At 42.6% G+C, this 17,520-nt stretch carries 12 protein-coding genes; 8 read left to right on the plus strand and 4 right to left on the minus strand.

Annotation, left to right across the window (positions count from 1 at the left end):
* Positions 1 to 39: 39 nt before the first annotated feature.
* The 3 genes from FLL46_RS07770 to FLL46_RS07780 all read left to right on the plus strand — a co-directional run bounded on the left by FLL46_RS07770 (position 40) and on the right by FLL46_RS07780 (position 2,501).
* Positions 40 to 399 carry a hypothetical protein gene (locus tag FLL46_RS07770; protein WP_142892920.1) on the plus strand — a complete coding sequence of 120 codons (360 nt, stop codon included), beginning with the start codon at positions 40 to 42 and terminating at the stop codon, positions 397 to 399.
* A gap of 71 nt (positions 400 to 470) precedes the next feature.
* Positions 471 to 1,907, plus strand: a complete 1,437-nt coding sequence (gene sbcB / locus FLL46_RS07775) for an exodeoxyribonuclease I (RefSeq protein ID WP_142892921.1) — start codon at positions 471 to 473, stop codon at positions 1,905 to 1,907.
* Between the two features lie 39 nt (positions 1,908 to 1,946).
* Positions 1,947 to 2,501, plus strand: coding sequence for a 2-thiouracil desulfurase family protein (locus tag FLL46_RS07780; protein ID WP_142892922.1), 555 nt, complete (start codon positions 1,947 to 1,949; stop codon positions 2,499 to 2,501).
* A gap of 219 nt (positions 2,502 to 2,720) precedes the next feature.
* Here FLL46_RS07780 and FLL46_RS07785 read toward each other — a convergent pair whose 3' ends face one another.
* The 3 genes from FLL46_RS07785 to FLL46_RS07795 form a co-directional block, all read right to left on the minus strand.
* A complete protein-coding gene (locus FLL46_RS07785) occupies positions 2,721 to 4,655 on the minus strand; it encodes an alpha/beta hydrolase family protein (protein ID WP_142892923.1) in 1,935 nt (644 codons plus the stop codon).
* 438 nt (positions 4,656 to 5,093) lie between these two features.
* A complete protein-coding gene (locus tag FLL46_RS07790; RefSeq protein WP_142892924.1) occupies positions 5,094 to 6,779 on the minus strand; it encodes a TIGR03545 family protein in 1,686 nt (561 codons plus the stop codon).
* 62 nt (positions 6,780 to 6,841) lie between these two features.
* Positions 6,842 to 7,339 (minus strand): TIGR03546 family protein, encoded by a 498-nt coding sequence (locus FLL46_RS07795; protein ID WP_142892925.1) that lies wholly within the window; start codon positions 7,337 to 7,339, stop codon positions 6,842 to 6,844.
* A 317-nt stretch (positions 7,340 to 7,656) separates the two neighbouring features.
* Here FLL46_RS07795 and FLL46_RS07800 point away from each other — a divergent pair, with 317 nt between their 5' ends.
* The 3 genes from FLL46_RS07800 (at position 7,657) to FLL46_RS07810 (ending at position 12,655) form a co-directional block, all read left to right on the plus strand.
* Positions 7,657 to 8,367 (plus strand): 2OG-Fe(II) oxygenase, encoded by a 711-nt coding sequence (locus FLL46_RS07800; RefSeq protein ID WP_142892926.1) that lies wholly within the window; start codon positions 7,657 to 7,659, stop codon positions 8,365 to 8,367.
* 181 nt (positions 8,368 to 8,548) lie between these two features.
* Positions 8,549 to 10,546 carry a methyl-accepting chemotaxis protein gene (locus FLL46_RS07805; protein WP_168204088.1) on the plus strand — a complete coding sequence of 666 codons (1,998 nt, stop codon included), beginning with the start codon at positions 8,549 to 8,551 and terminating at the stop codon, positions 10,544 to 10,546.
* A gap of 612 nt (positions 10,547 to 11,158) precedes the next feature.
* A complete protein-coding gene (locus FLL46_RS07810) occupies positions 11,159 to 12,655 on the plus strand; it encodes a hypothetical protein (protein WP_142892928.1) in 1,497 nt (498 codons plus the stop codon).
* Between the two features lie 160 nt (positions 12,656 to 12,815).
* Here FLL46_RS07810 and uvrD read toward each other — a convergent pair whose 3' ends face one another.
* Positions 12,816 to 14,969 (minus strand): DNA helicase II, encoded by a 2,154-nt coding sequence (gene uvrD, locus FLL46_RS07815; RefSeq protein ID WP_142892929.1) that lies wholly within the window; start codon positions 14,967 to 14,969, stop codon positions 12,816 to 12,818.
* Positions 14,970 to 15,016: 47 nt separating this feature from the next.
* Between uvrD and FLL46_RS07820 the strand changes: the two genes are divergently transcribed.
* Both FLL46_RS07820 and FLL46_RS07825 read left to right on the plus strand, forming a co-directional pair.
* Positions 15,017 to 15,859 (plus strand): 2-keto-4-pentenoate hydratase, encoded by an 843-nt coding sequence (locus tag FLL46_RS07820; RefSeq protein WP_142892930.1) that lies wholly within the window; start codon positions 15,017 to 15,019, stop codon positions 15,857 to 15,859.
* Positions 15,860 to 15,955: 96 nt separating this feature from the next.
* The gene (locus FLL46_RS07825; protein ID WP_142892931.1) at positions 15,956 to 17,407 is read left to right on the plus strand and encodes a coniferyl aldehyde dehydrogenase; all 1,452 of its coding nucleotides are present in this window, start codon (positions 15,956 to 15,958) and stop codon (positions 17,405 to 17,407) included.
* The last annotated feature ends 113 nt before the right edge of the window (positions 17,408 to 17,520 follow it).

Here is a 17,520-nt window from a genome sequence, read left to right on the forward strand (position 1 = left end):
AGTCTGCAAAAATTCATATTCATAAGGTAGCCATACATCATGCGGTATTTGGCATTGTTAAGCCTCTTACTTGTTACAAGTTGTGCTAGAGACACTTCATTATTAAAACAGGCAAATCAGCAAAAGCTTTGTCCCGCCTTTGAAAAACCCACCTGGCACCCGGTTAACGAGCCGAGTACAGATCCAGATAATTTAATCAGCAAGCAAAAGTTTGCGGTTCTCCCCACACATCAAACACTTTGGTTTGAAGCCCAAAACAATTATATTGGGCTTTGCATTGTCCCCGGAAATCAAGACAGACGAATGACCCCAGGCTGCGCCACGGCTTACGCCACATACGTTAAACAAGGAGATGAGTGGAAGCTGGATGAACAAAAGGTTACTATTTGCCCAAGCTAATCTTAATATTTCAATATCGGCACAAATAAGCAGTCGATCACTCAGGCGAATAGCGCAGCGGAAATCATAATATGGAAACTTTTTACTGGTTCGACTTTGAAACTTTTGGTGCTAATCCAGCCCGTGATCGCCCGGCCCAATTTGCCGGTATTCGCACCGATATGGATTTCAATATTATTGACGAACCGCTCAACCTGTTTTGCAAACCGGCTGATGATTTCCTGCCCCACCCGGAAGCCTGTCTTATCACCGGCATTACTCCTCAGCTAGCGCTTGAAAAAGGAATTTGCGAACGCGACTTTTTCAGGCAGATTCACCTTGAGCTTTCGACCCCCGGAACATGTGCCGTTGGTTATAACAGCATTCGATTTGACGACGAGGTCGTTCGTTTTGGCCTGTACCGTAACTTCTTCGATGCTTACACTCGGGAATGGCAAAACGGCAACTCTCGCTGGGATATTATTGATATGTTGCGAATGACTCACGCGTTAAGACCGGAGGGAATTAATTGGGTCAAAAACGAAGACGGTAATCCCAGCTTTCGTCTTGAACAACTTTCTGTCGCCAACAATGTTGAACACGAAAATGCACACGATGCTTTAGCCGATGTCTATGCGACAATTGCCATGGCAAAGCTGGTTAAAGAGTGCCAGCCCAAACTATTCGACTATCTATTTAAACTAAGAGACAAAAGACAGGTAGCGGCAAAAATTGACCTGATCACCCATCAACCTTTTGTTCACTGCTCAGCGATGTTAGGGCCACAACATCAATATTGCGCAGTGATGCTGCCGCTGGTAGCGCACCCTACTAATAAAAACAGTGCGATTTGCCTCGACTTAACCAAACCGATAGATGATTTGTCGTCCATTGACGCTGACACAATTAAACAACGAATTTTCACTCGACAAGATGATTTACCCGAGGGGGTTAATCGACTACCCATCAAGGAAGTTCACTACAATAAGTGCCCCGCCGTCGCTCCTTTAAACGTGTTAAGTCAAAAGGTACAAGACAGACTTGGTATCAACGTCGCAGATTGTTTGAAAGTTGCTGAATCATTAAAACCTCAGTTACAAGAAATCAAAGGTAAGTTATTAACGGCATACCAGGAAAACCAGTTTGAGCCAATAACCAACCCTGATTTTGCACTTTATTCTGGCGGCTTTTTCAAGCCATCAGATCGGAACAAAATGGACAAAATTCGAGCGAGCGATTGGGATGCCCTGGCCAACAGTGAATTTAATTTTGATGATAAACGCTTACCTGAAATGTTGTTCCGCTATCGTGCACGCAATGCGCCAGACACTTTATCGGAAGCAGAACAAGATAAGTGGCGAAAGCTCAAACAAGAAAACCTTCTTGATGAGTCATCTGGCTCCACATTGCAATTTAACGATTTAATGAAATCACTAGAATTCCTGCAACAAGACTATGACAACGACCGCCAAATATTGGAGGACGTCAAAAATTATGCACTACAACTTGTTGCGACATTAACAGAATAAGTAAGCAGAGATCATTGCAGTGACCCCGAAATTTAATTAATGGAAAAGTCCATCAATAAAATTCCCATTGGTATTAGCAGCTGTTTGCTGGGTAACAATGTTCGTTACGACGGTGGCCATAAATACGACCGCTTAATCGTCGACACGTTAAACAAAGAATTTGAGCTAATCGGCTTTTGCCCGGAAGTGGAAATCGGCCTTGGTGTTCCTCGCCCAAAAATTCAGCTTGTTAACTTCAATCAAGAGACGCGATGCCTTGATGAGCTAACTAATCAAATTGATTATACCGATCAATTGGCGCAATGTTACGACCAAAATCAATCCTGGCTAACGTCGATTAGTGGCTATATATTTAAAACCAAATCGCCAAGTTGCGGCTTGAGTAAAGTGACAACTAAGTATCTTCATAAAGAAACAGAAAATCACATACTAAAATCTGATGGACGTGGCATATTTGCTAGAACGCTTGTTGAAAGAATACCTGGGCTTCCGGTCATTGAAGAGGATGAGTTTGAACAGGCAGAACGACGACAGCAATTTTTATTAGATGTGGTAAAGTATTTTCAATCTTCTAACACAAGTCTAAATAGATAATATTATCTTTAAGAACTAAACATTGTGTCTTTAACTTCGTACCGAAAGTTCTAAGCTAAATAACATTTACCTTTATCAAAAAGAAATCAGGAGAAATTTGAGCTTTTGAGCATTGAGGAAGACCCAACTGCTCAAATCCTCCCCAGCCCTCCTTTGCAAAAGGAGGGAGTACTACTCTGTACTAACTGGAAATATCTGATTATCCTTAACCAAGTGATTTTAACGTAGATATTTATCTAAGAAAGCTAACGTCCGTTGATAAAACTCTTCACGATTTTTTTCATTGTAAAACCCATGCCCTTCTTTTTCCTTAAACATCCACTCGTAAGGCATTTTTCTTTCATCCATCGCTTCTTTTAACAAATATGCCTGCTCTGGCGGAACGCGTTTGTCCTCTCCACCGTGAACGATAAAGACGGGAATTTTCAGGTTATCGATATAAGTTAACGGAGACTCTTTTTTTAACAGTTGTTCATCAGAACCATAAACCTTTGCTGCCTGTGCTGCCACAGAATCAACTTCCGAATAGTCGGCCTCTTCTTCTTGCTCTATTGCATCATATACTCCTGCCGCCGCCACACTACATGAGAATAATTCAGGTTCAATTAATGGTGACATCAACGCAGAGTAGCCACCAAAACTCCATCCCATAATGCAGGCTTTGTTGTCCTGTATTTGCGGCAGCGACTGCGCCCATTTTGTTCCATCGATAATATCTTGTTGAATCAAACTGCTACGTTTTCGATAAGCAATTTCTTCGTAATCTTTTCCGTAGCCCCCAGAGCCGCGGTAGTTTACCTGTAATACGGCGTAACCATTATTGGCTAACATCTGGGGCGTAGTATCAAACCACCAGCGGTCTTGAACTCCGTATGGCCCTCCGTGAACAAAAGTCACTAGAGGCGCTTTTTTTGACAGGTTAATCGGTAACGTCAAATAACCGTAAATTGTCTTTCCATCTCTCGATTTAAATTGAATGGGTTTTCTTTCTGCCATTACTGCCGGATCTATCCAACTCTTTGTCCCTATCAAATATGTAGCCGATTTTTTTTCATTATTAAAAATAAAGTAATTACCAGGATCCTTATCACTATTCGCGAACACTATCATTTCACTCTGATCTCGAGTCCGCGAAGTAATTTTGATACTTTTACCGGCAAACGACTTCACCAATTTTGCATGTGTCTTTGCAAAAGCATTAGTTCGGTCTAAATAATGATACTCGACGTGACCTGGCATTACTTCAACACCGACAACTGAATTGTTTTCAGGCTCTCTGATTAGAGAAAAAACATCGGCAGTTTCATGATGAAATATTTTATCAATTGCCTTGGTTTTAAAGTCGTACTCAAAAAGAGCTTCAGTTTTTCCATTAAGATAAGAACTCAAATACAACTTGCGGCCATCTTTGCTAACTGACACGGGGTTATAATTGTTGAGTTCTTCATCTTGACTAACTTCATCCCAATTACCATCGCGGAAAAAAAACAATCTTTCGCGGCCATCTTTGTCATGACCGTTAGCGGTTACAGGAACACCCTCAGCATTTAAAATAACTCTCATATTCCCAAAAGGCGTCCGAGTGATCAAATGTCTACGAGAGGTATAAATATTGAGTTTAACAATCCGCTTTGAGGCATCTTGGTCATTGTCCATATGTTGGGAAGAAATAATGATGTGCTCTGGATCATCAGGCAGCATATGAAGGATTTCACCAAAGGCACGCACTGCCCCCTTACGCCTGCTCACTCTTGACGCTTTCCCTGTACCTGCCTGGTAACCGAAAATAATCGCTTTTTTTGAGCCATCAAAATTTCCTGCGAAAATCTGGCCGTAACTACTCGGCTGCTCAGCCCAGCCCCGTTTTATCACTCTGGTAAATACCAGTCTTTCATTGTTAGCCCAATAATAGTCATCAACATGTTCATTTTTTTTGAAGCGAAAGAAATTAACCGGCTTCATTGATTCTCGATCAATTACCACAAGAACAGTTTGATCGCGATAAGGCGCCGCGGCTGCAAAGTGCTTTCCGTCAGGAGAAAGTTTGATACTGTCAAATTCAGCATCTTTTGCAAAATAAGAGAGTGGAATTGGTTTGGCGAAAACCGAACCCGACAACATAATAAAAACAACGGCTAATAAACACCTAACCATAGCAATAATCCCCAAAAATTTTATCCATTAACATAATATTTAACTTGCTTATCATCAATGTTGCTCACACAGAAAAAACATCTCAGCGTCAGAAATTAGAACTTGATAGTTTAGTGAATTTTTTTAATCAAAAAAATTTGAAATGATTCACAATTCCTTTTGCCGTAAAATCAACCACAGAAAGTCAATTTTTCGTTTGGATAAACCCCTTCACAATTGACGGCAACACAGACAACTTAGCTTGTGTTTGACTTCGATGACTCATCAAACACTCGCAGTTAAAGTAGCGAGCATCCAAACCAACAAATCCTAAAGCCTTCACTCAAAAAGCAATCATTTGATTGCTTTTTGTACAAGCGAAGTATTATGCAGAGGCATTGCCAAAATTTCAAGCCGCAATTCTCATAAAATGGAGATATTTTACTTTTATTCGGCTTATTAGAACTTAATCTTACCCAACAGATTTTTCAATAGCGCATCCTTGTCCGCAATCTGCGAATCCCAACCGTCAAAATCTTTGGTAAAGTTATCCAAAGAAGAAATATCCCCTATTTTTTCACCGATAGCCGCTTTTACCTTTCCAGTCAATTTTTGCGCTTTTTGCTTTACCTTTTCACCAATTGCTTTTTGAAATAGCTTTTCAATGCTGGAGTCCAATCTAATTTTTGGCTCGGTAATGCTTCCATTGGCGGTTAGCTTAAAATCAAGTTTTGCCTGTTGATTAACGCTAGTTGCCAAAGATTTTTGCCAATCAGAAATACCATCGGGAACACTCAACTTCGGCGACTGAATGCTGAAAGAGGCTTCTAGATCGATTTTTTCTAAGGTCAGCTCACCAACAACATTTGCCGACAAAACACCGGAATTAACCACCCAGCTTCCTTCTTTGGTTTCCATAAATTGCATCGACTCAATCGGCCAACTACTTACGACAGATTTCAACTCGGTTGACATTTTATCCGCAGACGGCCAATCGCTGGAAAGATCGACTTTTGCATCACCCTTGCCGCCAAACTGAATATTCAACTTGGCAGGTTTTCCGGTTAACCATGGTAAGTAGCCTAAATCAAATCCTTTTCCATCCAACTCCCATCCCTGATCACTGCCACTAAGATTAATCTTCTTGATTAACAATTCGGGAAAAGTATGTTCATCCTTAAAGTAAACTTTCTTACCGACTTGAACCGCAGCTTGTTCAACTTCTTCTTCACCAGAGGAGCCATCTGACTTAAATTGTTTTGCGAACTCCACAGCGCGCATTACCCACGGCGTATACTTAGGGCCAAGATATTTATCTACCAAACCTTCTACGCCACTACCTAAACCAAATTTATCCATCACCGCAGTCAAGTCATCGCCAGGTCCATTTTTCACTGATTTTAATTGCTCGGCTAAGGTCTTTTTATCCTGTTTTATCTTGTCCGACAATGAAGCAATTTGCTTGCGTTCTGCATCAATTGATTTTTTAAGTTTCTTCCAATCCTTGCGATCTTTAATCAGGTTCAGTTTGTTGTCTTTAGCGCGTTTAGACAGCCTTTCATATTCGCTTTTAATGGCATCGGTTCGCTCGGCAAAGGCTTTCTTGTCGAGTGCTTTTTCCCACTCCTGTTTTATTTTTGCCTGACTTTGCTTAAATTCATCAACTCGTTTCAAAGTAATTAAGTCAGCATTATCCACAACCGAGTTAATATCTAACTGTTCCATATCCGGCAATGCCATCTCAATCGCATTTTGAATCGCCTGACCGGTTTTTCGACCACCTTCCAACGCCCCACTGGTGGCTCTGTCGGTTGCAGTTTTAACGCCTGTTAATATCAGTTCATCGATCACCAGTTTTTTCCACAGTAACGCACCGGCGTCCAATGAAAATTTAATCTGCTCTGTGTCTAAAAGGTTTTTCATCGGTTGTTCAGGATCTGCGGCAGTCAAATGATTAAGCGAAACCGCCACCGGAAAAAGAGATAAATCAACACTGTCGACTTCAACTTTCGCACCTAATGCTTCCGACCCTAAGTCCTCAATACTGTCGGCAATAATAACTGGGGCGAGTAAATACCAGACCAGCGTTAAAATAAGCAACAAAACAAAAAAAGTAATAACGCCCCACCAACGAATAATTTTCATAATTGCGATCCTGAAATTCTACTTGATTTTTTTACCAATAATTTTTAATCAAAAAAAGTTTCTTAACTTTGATAGAGCTGCCAAAGCTTAGATGCTTTAAGCACTTTGACAATATGATATTGTTCAAACTTTTCTAGCCATTTATCGCGATATTGATTAATCAGATATTTTGAAGTTGGATAAAGTACAACAGATAAAACAATCGCAATGAGTAAAGCACCGATGACACCGCTATAATTAAAATTGCTCCAGCGACCAATTAGCGTGTTATAAAAACTCTCCCACATAGGAACCAATGCAGGTGCCTGGAGTATCTGTAACCCCAACTGCTCAGCAAGCGGCGCGATAGCCAAACCTAAAATGGTCATTAGCGGCCAGAAAACCAGAAATATAGTCAGGTTCACACGAAACCAGAGAACCACAAGCAATATGAGCAAGTTATGCAGGGACAGTAATGGCGTGATACCGACAATCGTTGCTAACGACACTGCCATAGCGAGTTGTCCAGGGGATTGCTCAGAATTGAGTACTTTTAGTATTTTTGCCAATATTGCGAGCATAAAACAAATCCTTCTTCAAATGATGACTTTTTTGAAATTGATATTCATTCAGACCTACCTGACCCATTTTAGTTGCTAGAGGTAGCGCTTGTAAAATAACCAGGCTTAAAACTCGCTCCCCGTCTCATTCCCTGTAATTTTCACCTTGAATTATTTGATTAAGCAAAAGATAATCGAACGGAATAAAAATAAATAACATATGCGGTCAAACGGGTGATCGAGTAAAACCTCAAATTGAGTCTCAAGCAGGCTCAAAACGATCATTAATTCCCATTTCACTCATTTAGAACCGATGTCAGCGCTGGTGGGAGTATTTAATGCAAAATTTTATTGTTGAATTCAAACAGGCATTCAGCCCTGAATACTGCCAACAGTTGATCAAAAAATTTAAGAAGAGCCCCCACAAAACCGACGGAAGAACCGGAGCCGGCGTCGACAAAAGTAAAAAAGATAGCCTCGATCTCTATATATCCAATCTACCTGAGTGGGAAGAAGACTGTAATATCATTGGTCAGACAATTCTGAAAGCCACCGTGCAATATGCCAAGATGTACCCTTTTATCTTAACCGGCGCCATTTCACCGAGCATTCTCGACCCAGAGACCAAAGAATTGAGAACCATCCAATATGACGATCTGGCCAAGCTCGATGAACCCCAACTCGAAAATCTGGTCCGTACAATCTACCGTCTGGATGAAGTCAACCTGCAACGGTATACCAAAGGACGAGGCGGCTATCATCATTGGCACTCTGAACACTACCCTCACCCAACCGACAACCAACAGCGCTCGTTGCACCGAGTTTTACTTTGGCTGATCTATTTGAATGACGTTGAAGACGGGGGCGAAACCGAGTTTTTTTATCAACAGGCTCAAGTTAAACCAACTCAAGGTAGTTTAATTCTGGCTCCATGCGGATTCACGCACACTCATCGCGGCAGTATTCCAAAATCTAACGATAAGTATGTACTTGCATCCTGGGTACTTTATCAGGACGCCCGTCAACTTTACGCCGCCCCAAAAACCTGACACGCAAAAGTTAAATAACAATCTTGTCACTAACGCCTTTCTAGTAGAAAAACGGCGGATGTCACTATAGCTAATCGAGAATTTAACAGACATAGTCTATAGTTTAGTTATGATTTCATAATGGCAAATTTGCGTTTTAACTCATATGTTTAGGCGACTTTTCTTACCAGCGACCTTATTCATGAATAAATTGAGATTTAATCTCAAGTTTACTCTGATCGTATTACTCTTTCTGTTACCGCTGATAATCTTGGCAATTAACTACTTTAGTGAAGTCAATAACCTGTCCCGCCATACCCGAGCTGAGCTAAGCGGCGTAAAAATATTCTCCGAAATCGACCTACAACAAAGAAAGCTATTATCGGTTTTAATTCACGATATGGCTTGGCGCTCAGGCCAAACAGTGCCACCAGAGCAAACCGCCAGGCTCCAGCAATTCATTCAGCAGCTTCCCAGTCTGGCCAATGAAGAATATTTCACCGATGATCAGTTAACAACATTCCTGGCTGCGTTAACAAAGTCCAACGCCAGGCTATCAGAAACAACCAGTACTTTGGGTAATCCCCAATGGAGCGCCGTTGATCACTTTGACCTGTTAGAAACTGCGCTCACTCAATTTAATAATCTTTACTTTACTACAGCGAACCTCAAAGGCCTGACCAACGATCCCCAGGTAGATACTGTAATGATATCCCGTTTACTGGCCGAGAAACGTTTACTCGTATTAAGCCAGATTTCACGAAGTTATGGTGTCGCCGCTTACGCCGTTGGAGAAGGCGAAGTCTCATCGGGTACTTTTGATAGTTTGAGTATTGTTTCTGATCGGCTAGCTGGTAGTAATGTTCTCATTAAGAATATTGCCAGTTTTGGTGAAGGGCTCGACCAGCAGCTTCAACAACAGATCGCCGAAGATGTCGACTCAATGTTAAAAGTGATTGATGCGATATTGATATTTTTGGAAGATCAGTTTTTGGTAGCCGATGAAGTCACCCTGAATTCTGCTGATTTAGACGCATTTTTTGAACAACAACTCAATACTTATTACCTGGGAGGTCAACGCCTCTCCGGCGAATTAACAAAGCGCCTTAAGCAACGTTTGAGTGACAATTCAGTCAATATGATGACGGTTTCATTAATTGTTTCGGCGGTTTTATTAATTGTAATTTACCTGTTTGTTGGAATGAGTTTTTCTATTTCGATGACAACCAACAGTCTCACCAACGTCGCACAAAAACTGGCCGACGGTGATACGCGTGTTTCGGCGTCAGTAAGAACAAAAGACGAGTTATCTAACGCAATCAAAGCTTTCAATAAGATGGCGATTAAAGTGAATAAACTGGTTGATTCCGTTCAGGTAGCAGCCCACGGTGTCGCACAACAATCCCATGATGTAGAGCAACTTGCTAATCAGACCGGCGATGCAGTTAACACTCAGTTGCAGGATACCCAATCGATTACCGCCGCCATCAGTGAACTGCTGGATGCCGTTGCGACGGTTTCTGAAAATACCCATAAAGTCGTAGAAGCCTTAAACCGCGCCAATCAGCAAACCCAGCAGGGCAAACAACAGTTAGCTGATGCGCGTCAGGCCACTAATGAGCTGGGCGCAGAAATCAAACTGTCGGTCGATGTCACCAATAAGCTATCGCAACAAAGCGACAGTATTAACCAGGTACTGGATGTGATTAAGAATATTGCAGAACAAACCAATTTGTTAGCGCTTAACGCGGCAATAGAAGCGGCACGCGCCGGCGAGCAAGGCCGCGGATTTGCGGTAGTGGCAGATGAGGTTCGCTCACTAGCTAAACGGACGCACGAATCAATCGAAGAAATTCAAACGACGATTACAAGCCTGCAACAGGGAGTTAGCGACGCTGTCGACGCAATGACCCGTAGCGATAAAAAAGCACTCCGGTCAGTCGAAGAATCTGCGAAACTGGATCAGGCGCTGGATCATATTACCGAAGCCGTTGAAGAAATAAGCCAGCAAAATAGTGCAACCGAACAAGCCTCACAACAACAACAGCAAATCGCCAGTCAAATTGATAGCAGCTTAAACTCAATTAGCCAGATTTCCACAGTGACGGAGAATAATGTAGAACAATCAATATCCGCTAGCCAACAACTCGCCGAACATGTGGCAAAGCTAGAAGATGTGATTTCAAATTTTAAAACCTGACTCAAAGCCGCAATAATTGCACCTTGGCAGTGGCACCAGAACACTGCATACCTTTTGTTCTGCTGTATCTGGGGCGTTACTCTGAGCAATCACTCCTCACAAATTTTTAATAACTAAAGCCACTAAAAAGCAGCACTTACAGAACTTAACAATTCCTTACATTTATCTCATATAGTAGATGAAACTATTTAAACTGTGGAGCGTCTTAATAACTGACGCAACATGCGTTTCCCGCGACCCCTCCTAATATGCGGGAATTTGGATCTGGTTTCCCCAAGCTAGATTCAATATCAGCCTCAAACATGTTTTGGGGCTTTTTTTTATCTAGCCGTTTTATTCTTCGTTCCAGCTAAATCCGAGTATTGAAATTCCCACGAATATTTGCAAATTCATTGGAGCCACCAAATAAGAACCAGATCTTATCAAAGTTTTCTATCAACAAAATCAGAATATTAAACTCCCCTCTAAATGGAAAATATCTTTTTCCGGGAGCCATATTTTTCTATGTCTCTGTCCTTCGTAATATGTTCACCGTGAATTGACAGACTGTTCAATTCAAATTCTTAACATCAACTCGATACAGCAAATCACGTAATACGTAGGAGATTAAAAATGAAGACATTGACTAAAAATATCGTTAATCGTTTTGGCGCTCAGATGCCAAAAAAATCTGAACATACGACCGCCAAAAAATCAGGAGCCAGGGCTGTCTTCGCTTTTCTGGGCCTGATAGCAGCAGGCGATCTTATGGCGGCTTCCTGTATTCGCCATATCTACAACAATAGTAATGCTCCTTATGAAGTTGAATTTAATCCCAGCGCCGGTGGTTACAGAATCTGGCATGATCATTCCCAAAATGTGTTGCGATGTAATTTTAATCAGGGCGACAGCCAGCCCGGCTCAAGTACAAAGAAATGTTTCATTCCACCAGGCGAGAGCGCCACCATTAAATTTACATCGACCGATGGACGAATACAGGGATCAACAAAAATCTGGGATGCCACCGGCAGAAGGGACCACGGCAGTTACAAACATGCGTGGCTTAATACTTGTGATGAAGCAGATTACGAACTTGGGCTGGGAAACTTTGAACATAGTCTTAGTCAGCACGATGTCTATGATTTAAGTGATCCCGCGGATTTGGACATTACTATCAAAAAAGATAGTTTCAGGGGAGGTTTAGCCACACCATCACGAGTTGGTGCGCTGGATAGTGCCGGAAATCTTTTTGTTAAAGAAGGCGATGCTAATGCTGCCTGGAAGTTGATCCGAAACAACTCAGATGTAGATGCCTATCAAATCGAAAATAAACGAGTTGCGATAAAAATCGGAAATTCTCTTTATGTTTCAGAAGATGCCCTGGTCGATGTGGGCAGTGGCAGCATGACCTGGACTCATGTGGCAGGTGATGTGCGTTCTTTTCAACTGGAAGGTAATCGGATCGGGGTTCTCAACAACGACGGTTCGCTGCATGTTAAAGAAGGCGCGCTAAATGCTCCCTGGTTCAGCCAGGCTCAGAGTGTGACCAGTTTTCAGCTAGAACGTGAACGTGTTGCGGCCCTTAACACGGCAAATGATTTATGGGTTACTGAAGGGGCTTTGGGCAATCCATGGATGGCTGTAAGCTGGGAGGTTAAAGAATTCCAGTTGTCATATGATCGTATCGCCGTGTTGGATTTCTACAATAAACTCCATATTAAAGAAGGTGCCCTTGATGCAGCATGGCACAGTCATGCCGAAAACGTCGCCAAGTTTCAGTTAGACGGTGTTCGTGTTGGTGTTCTGAGTTACCATAATACTTTCTATGCAATTGAAGGAAAGCTGGATGGCACCTGGCATGAACTTGGGTTAAACATCGCCGATTTCGACATTGAGAGAGATCGAATTGCTGCATTGCAGACGAGTGGTAAACTTTATATTAAAGAAGGTTCGCTAACGTCGAATAGTTGGGCTCTTATATCTGACTCGGTAACGGAATTTAAACTAAACAGCAACCGCATTGCCTTGCTTAATCCGCTGGGGCTCTTTTTAAAGCCCAAATCTATTTATGATGATTGGACTTTGTTAAGCAACAATGGGAATTTGGACTTTCAATTATCCAACTATTAATTGGTAGTATTTGAACTAGCGTTAATTAATCTCTCGTAGTTTTGCAAGTTGGGCGGCACTTTAAGCTAGCCCAGCTTGCAAATATCCGATCTATCTCCTAAACCAATCGCTTTTCTGCAACACGATTACTTTTTAATCTGCCAACCGGAATTGTCGCCAGCTAGCATGCTTCCAGCTTCGCATAAGCTAACACCAACCATTTCGCCCCAACCGAATCAAAATTAACCTGAACACGCGCCTGAGCGCCTTCACCTTCGTAATTGAGAATCACACCGACACCAAACTTAGGGTGCTCGACAAATTGGCCTAAATTAAAACCATTAGCGCCTTGAGCGGACTCTGACTCACCGGCAAAAACAGGCTGGCTAAGTTGTGAGTTGAGTCTGACTTCTTCTTTAAGTTGAGCCGGTATTTCACGAATAAAGCGAGAAACTGCCGGATAAGTTTCTTTGCCCCATAAGCGCCGCTTTTCAGCATAAAGCAAGTAGAGTTTTTTCATTGCCCTGGTGATGCCCACATAGGCCAGGCGCCTTTCTTCTTCAAGCTTATCCGCTTCTTCCATCGACATCATATGAGGAAAAAGTTTTTCTTCCATACCGGCAATAAAAACCAGCGGAAACTCTAATCCTTTAGCTGAATGAAGCGTCATCATCTGCACACAATCTTCGTATTGCTCTGCCTGTGTGTCGCCAGCTTCCAAGGATGCGTGGGCCAGAAATGCAGTCATCGGCGATAAATCAGGGTAATCTTCGACGTCAAACTCCCTTGCAGCACTGGCTAATTCAGCCAGGTTTTCTTTTCTGGCGAGCGCCTTTTCACCTTTTTCTTTCGCGTACATTTCCATCAGGTTGGTTGACTCGATGGTCAATTGTATTTGTTCGGAAAGCGGCAATGGATGAAATTCTTCATAACCGAGCTTAACCAGTTCGATAAACCCGCTCAAAGCAGCAGTTGCTTTCGGAGTGAGTGCTGACTCTGCAACAATTTTTTGGGCTGCCTCCCATAAAGTCGATTGATCAATACGCGCCATCTCCCTGACTTTTTCTACCGACTTCTGACCTAATCCTCTCGGTGGTGTATTAACCACTCGTTCAAACGCCGCGTCATCCTGATTGTTATACATCAATCTTAAATAGGCTAAGGTATCTTTTACTTCAGCACGTTCGAAAAACTTTAGTCCCCCATAAATTCGATAGGGGATCTGGCGTTGTAATAAAAATTCTTCAATCACCCGCGATTGAGCATTAGAGCGATACAAAATCGCACACTCAGAATAGGCGTTACCTTGCTGATGCCAATCAGCAATTCGCGCGGCCATAAACCTTGCTTCTTCTTGTTCGTTAAATGCCGCATACAAGGAAATCGGCTCGCCTTCACTATCATCGGTCCAAAGGTTTTTCCCCATTCGTTCCTGGTTATTCGCGATGACAGCATTGGCTGCTTTCAATATCGTACCTGTAGAGCGGTAATTTTGTTCCAGTCGTATCGTCTTCGCATCAGAGAATTCGCGGTCAAACCGCTGGATATTTTCAATTTTGGCACCCCGCCAACCATAAATTGACTGATCATCATCACCAACGATGGTAATACCACAATTACTGGCAGAGATCAGGCGCAACCAGGCATACTGGATACCATTGGTATCTTGAAACTCGTCCACCAACAAATGTAAAAAACGCTCCTGATAATGTTCGCGCAAATGCTGATTATCTCGCAACAACTCAAATGCTTTTAACAACAGCTCGGCAAAATCGACTAATCCACCAGTAGCGCATGCTTGTTGATAAGCGTGGTAAACCTTGGTATGTGTACTGATAAATAAATCGCCGTTATGCTGAATGTCTTTAGGCCTTTTGCCTTCATCCTTTTGCTTGTTAATAAACCATTGTGCCTGCTTGGGTGGCCATTCATTATCATCAAGATTCATTTCCCTCATCACCCGTTTGATCACTCGCAGCTGATCATCAGAGTCCAGAATCTGGAAAGTATCGGGCAACTCCGCATCCCGCGCGTGGGCTCTTAACAATCGGTGGGCCAGGCCGTGAAATGTGCCGATCCACATACTTGATGCTGATCGCCCTAACAGGCTTTCTACTCGGTTTTTCATCTCGTGAGAAGCTTTGTTGGTAAAGGTAACCGCCATAATTGCGTGGGGAGAAATATTCTCGGTTGCGATAAGCCAGGCTATCCGATGAACCAACACGCGGGTTTTACCAGAACCGGCACCGGCAAGAACTAACAGCGCCTGATTATCAGCAGTAACAGCTTCTCTTTGTGCCTTATTCAGGCCGTCTAGAATTGGTGTGACATCCATAAATTGATTCGGTATATTGGGAAGTCATTTGGAATCATAGAACAACAATGACAGTGACCAAACAACTAGTGCTTAAACAAGTAATAATACTATTCTACCTGCTTTCGTGGGTTTGGCCAGCGGCAAGTGAAAACTTTCCGCAACAACTACTACTTGCGCACACCCAAAAATTGGCTGCACCACATTATTCACTAGCAGCGGCACAAGCCAATGAGTCCCAGGCATACAAGGTCCAACAAAAGTACGTAAAACTTCGCAGCGGCAAAGATCCAATTGCCGGATATAAAGCGGGCCTGACTTCTACAGCAGGACAACAAAAGTTCAATGTTAGTCAGGCTTTATCAGGCGTATTATTTGCGAGTGGTCATGTGGCTGATCCACATACAGTTTCTTTAAAATCAGCGGGTAAATTAATGCTGGAAACCGAGCTAGGATTTATCCTGGCAAAACCAATAAAACAACCTGTCAAAGACATCGTTCAACTAAAGCAGGCATTTGAATCAGTGGTCGCCGTGGTCGAGCTTCCAGATATTGGTTTTGAACAACCAAAAAAAATCACCGGAGTAGACTTAATTGCGGCCAATGTTGCATCACATCAGTTTATTATTGGTGAAAAAAAACCACTCAACAAAATCGTTAATATTAACCAACTTACAACCCGTTTATCTCATGACAATCAGGTACAATTCAATGGCAAAGCCATCGACGCTCTCGGTGACCAATGGCAGGCACTGCTCTGGTTAACCAATCAACTAGTTAGCCAGGGGCACCAACTTTCGGCAGGTGATTTATTAATTACTGGTGCGTTAGGAAAAATGATCCCTGCTCAACCGGGAAATTATCTAGCAGAGTTTGACCAGTTAGGACAAATACAATTTACTGTTCACTAGGGCGTGACGAACATTGACGAATCAATCACACTTTAACCTGGCTGATGATTGATAAACTCAATACGGTGTAAATAATCCACTATCAGGTAATCGCACATGCACACTCAAGGAAATTTCGAAACCCTCGATCCACAAGAAGCTCATAATAAGCAGCAACTTCAAAAATCGCGCGAGATATTTGAACTGCAACAACGTGCGTTTAGAGAATCGCCTTTCCCTGAAGAAAAGCTTCGCAAACAACAGCTTGTCGCCTTGAGAAAAGCAATTATTAAGCACCAGGACAAATTGGTGAAGGCGATTTCTGCTGACTTCGGGTGTCGTTCTTTTGATGAAACCTTGTTAGCCGATATTTTACCGACGGTGCTCAATATTGATCACACCATCAAACATCTGCGGGAGTGGATGAAACCGGAAAAACGCTCAGTCGCCATGTTATTTCAACCGGCTCAGGCTCGAATCATGTATCAGCCACTGGGCGTAGTGGGAATCATGGCACCATGGAATTACCCTGTTTACTTAAGCTTGGGTCCATTGATCGCTGCGATTGCCGCAGGTAATCGCGCCATGATCAAACCTTCTGAATATTGTCCTTATGGAAATCGCGTGCTGAACGAAATTATTGAGGACGCATTTTCCGTCGATGAAGTTTGCATGATTGAGGGGGGAGCCGATGTTGCAGCGGAGTTTACTCAATTACCTTTCGATCACCTGTTGTTTACCGGTTCAACCAACGTCGGAAAAAAAGTCATGGCAGCAGCAGCCGAAAATTTAACACCGGTTACACTGGAACTTGGCGGCAAGTCTCCCGCGATCGTTGCTCCCGATGTCACTGCAGACTTTGCTGTTGAGAGAATTCTCTATGGTAAATGTTTAAACGCGGGACAAACTTGCGTGGCACCTGACTATATTTTATGCCCCGAAGATAAACTCGATGAATTAATCTCGGCATTTAAAACTCGTTTTCAACAGTTATATCCTGATATTGATAACGGCGACTACACCTCTATTGTTAATGATGCCCAACACGCAAGGTTAAAATCCTGGCTAAAGGATGCCCAGGAAAAAGGCGCGGAAATAATTTCACTGGCAGAACCGGGAGAATCCCGTCAACGGTCAATGCCTCTGCAGCTGGTCACAAAAGTAAACACATCAATGACTATTATGCAGGAAGAAATTTTCGGTCCTATCCTGCCAATCATTGCCTACAAGGATCTTAAACAGGCCATTCAAATAGTTCATTCTCAACCCAGACCTTTAGCACTTTATTTGTTTACGCTAAGCCAGCGCTTAGAAAATCAGGTATTAAGGCACACCCATGCCGGCGGTGTATGTATCAACGATACGGTGACACATGTCGGCCAGGACGACCTACCCTTTGGCGGAATTGGTCCATCGGGAATGGGAAGTTACCATGCCCGAGAAGGCTTTCTCACATTTTCAAAAGCCAAATCTATTTTTAAACGGGGTCGCTTTAATTCAGCGAAGATGGCATTTCCTCCCTATGGAAATTTGGTGCATCGTCTTATTTATCGATGGTATCTGCGCTAGTTTTTCGGTTACAGATTTAAAAGTTCGATTAGATCAACTTTAGGCATAGCAGAGTAAAAGAAACTCATTTGTTCGGCGATTTAAGTAGCGCGAAAAAGCTTATTCAGCGCAAT

This window comes from Aliikangiella coralliicola (assembly GCF_007004725.1).
Lineage (GTDB): Bacteria > Pseudomonadota > Gammaproteobacteria > Enterobacterales > Kangiellaceae > Aliikangiella > Aliikangiella coralliicola.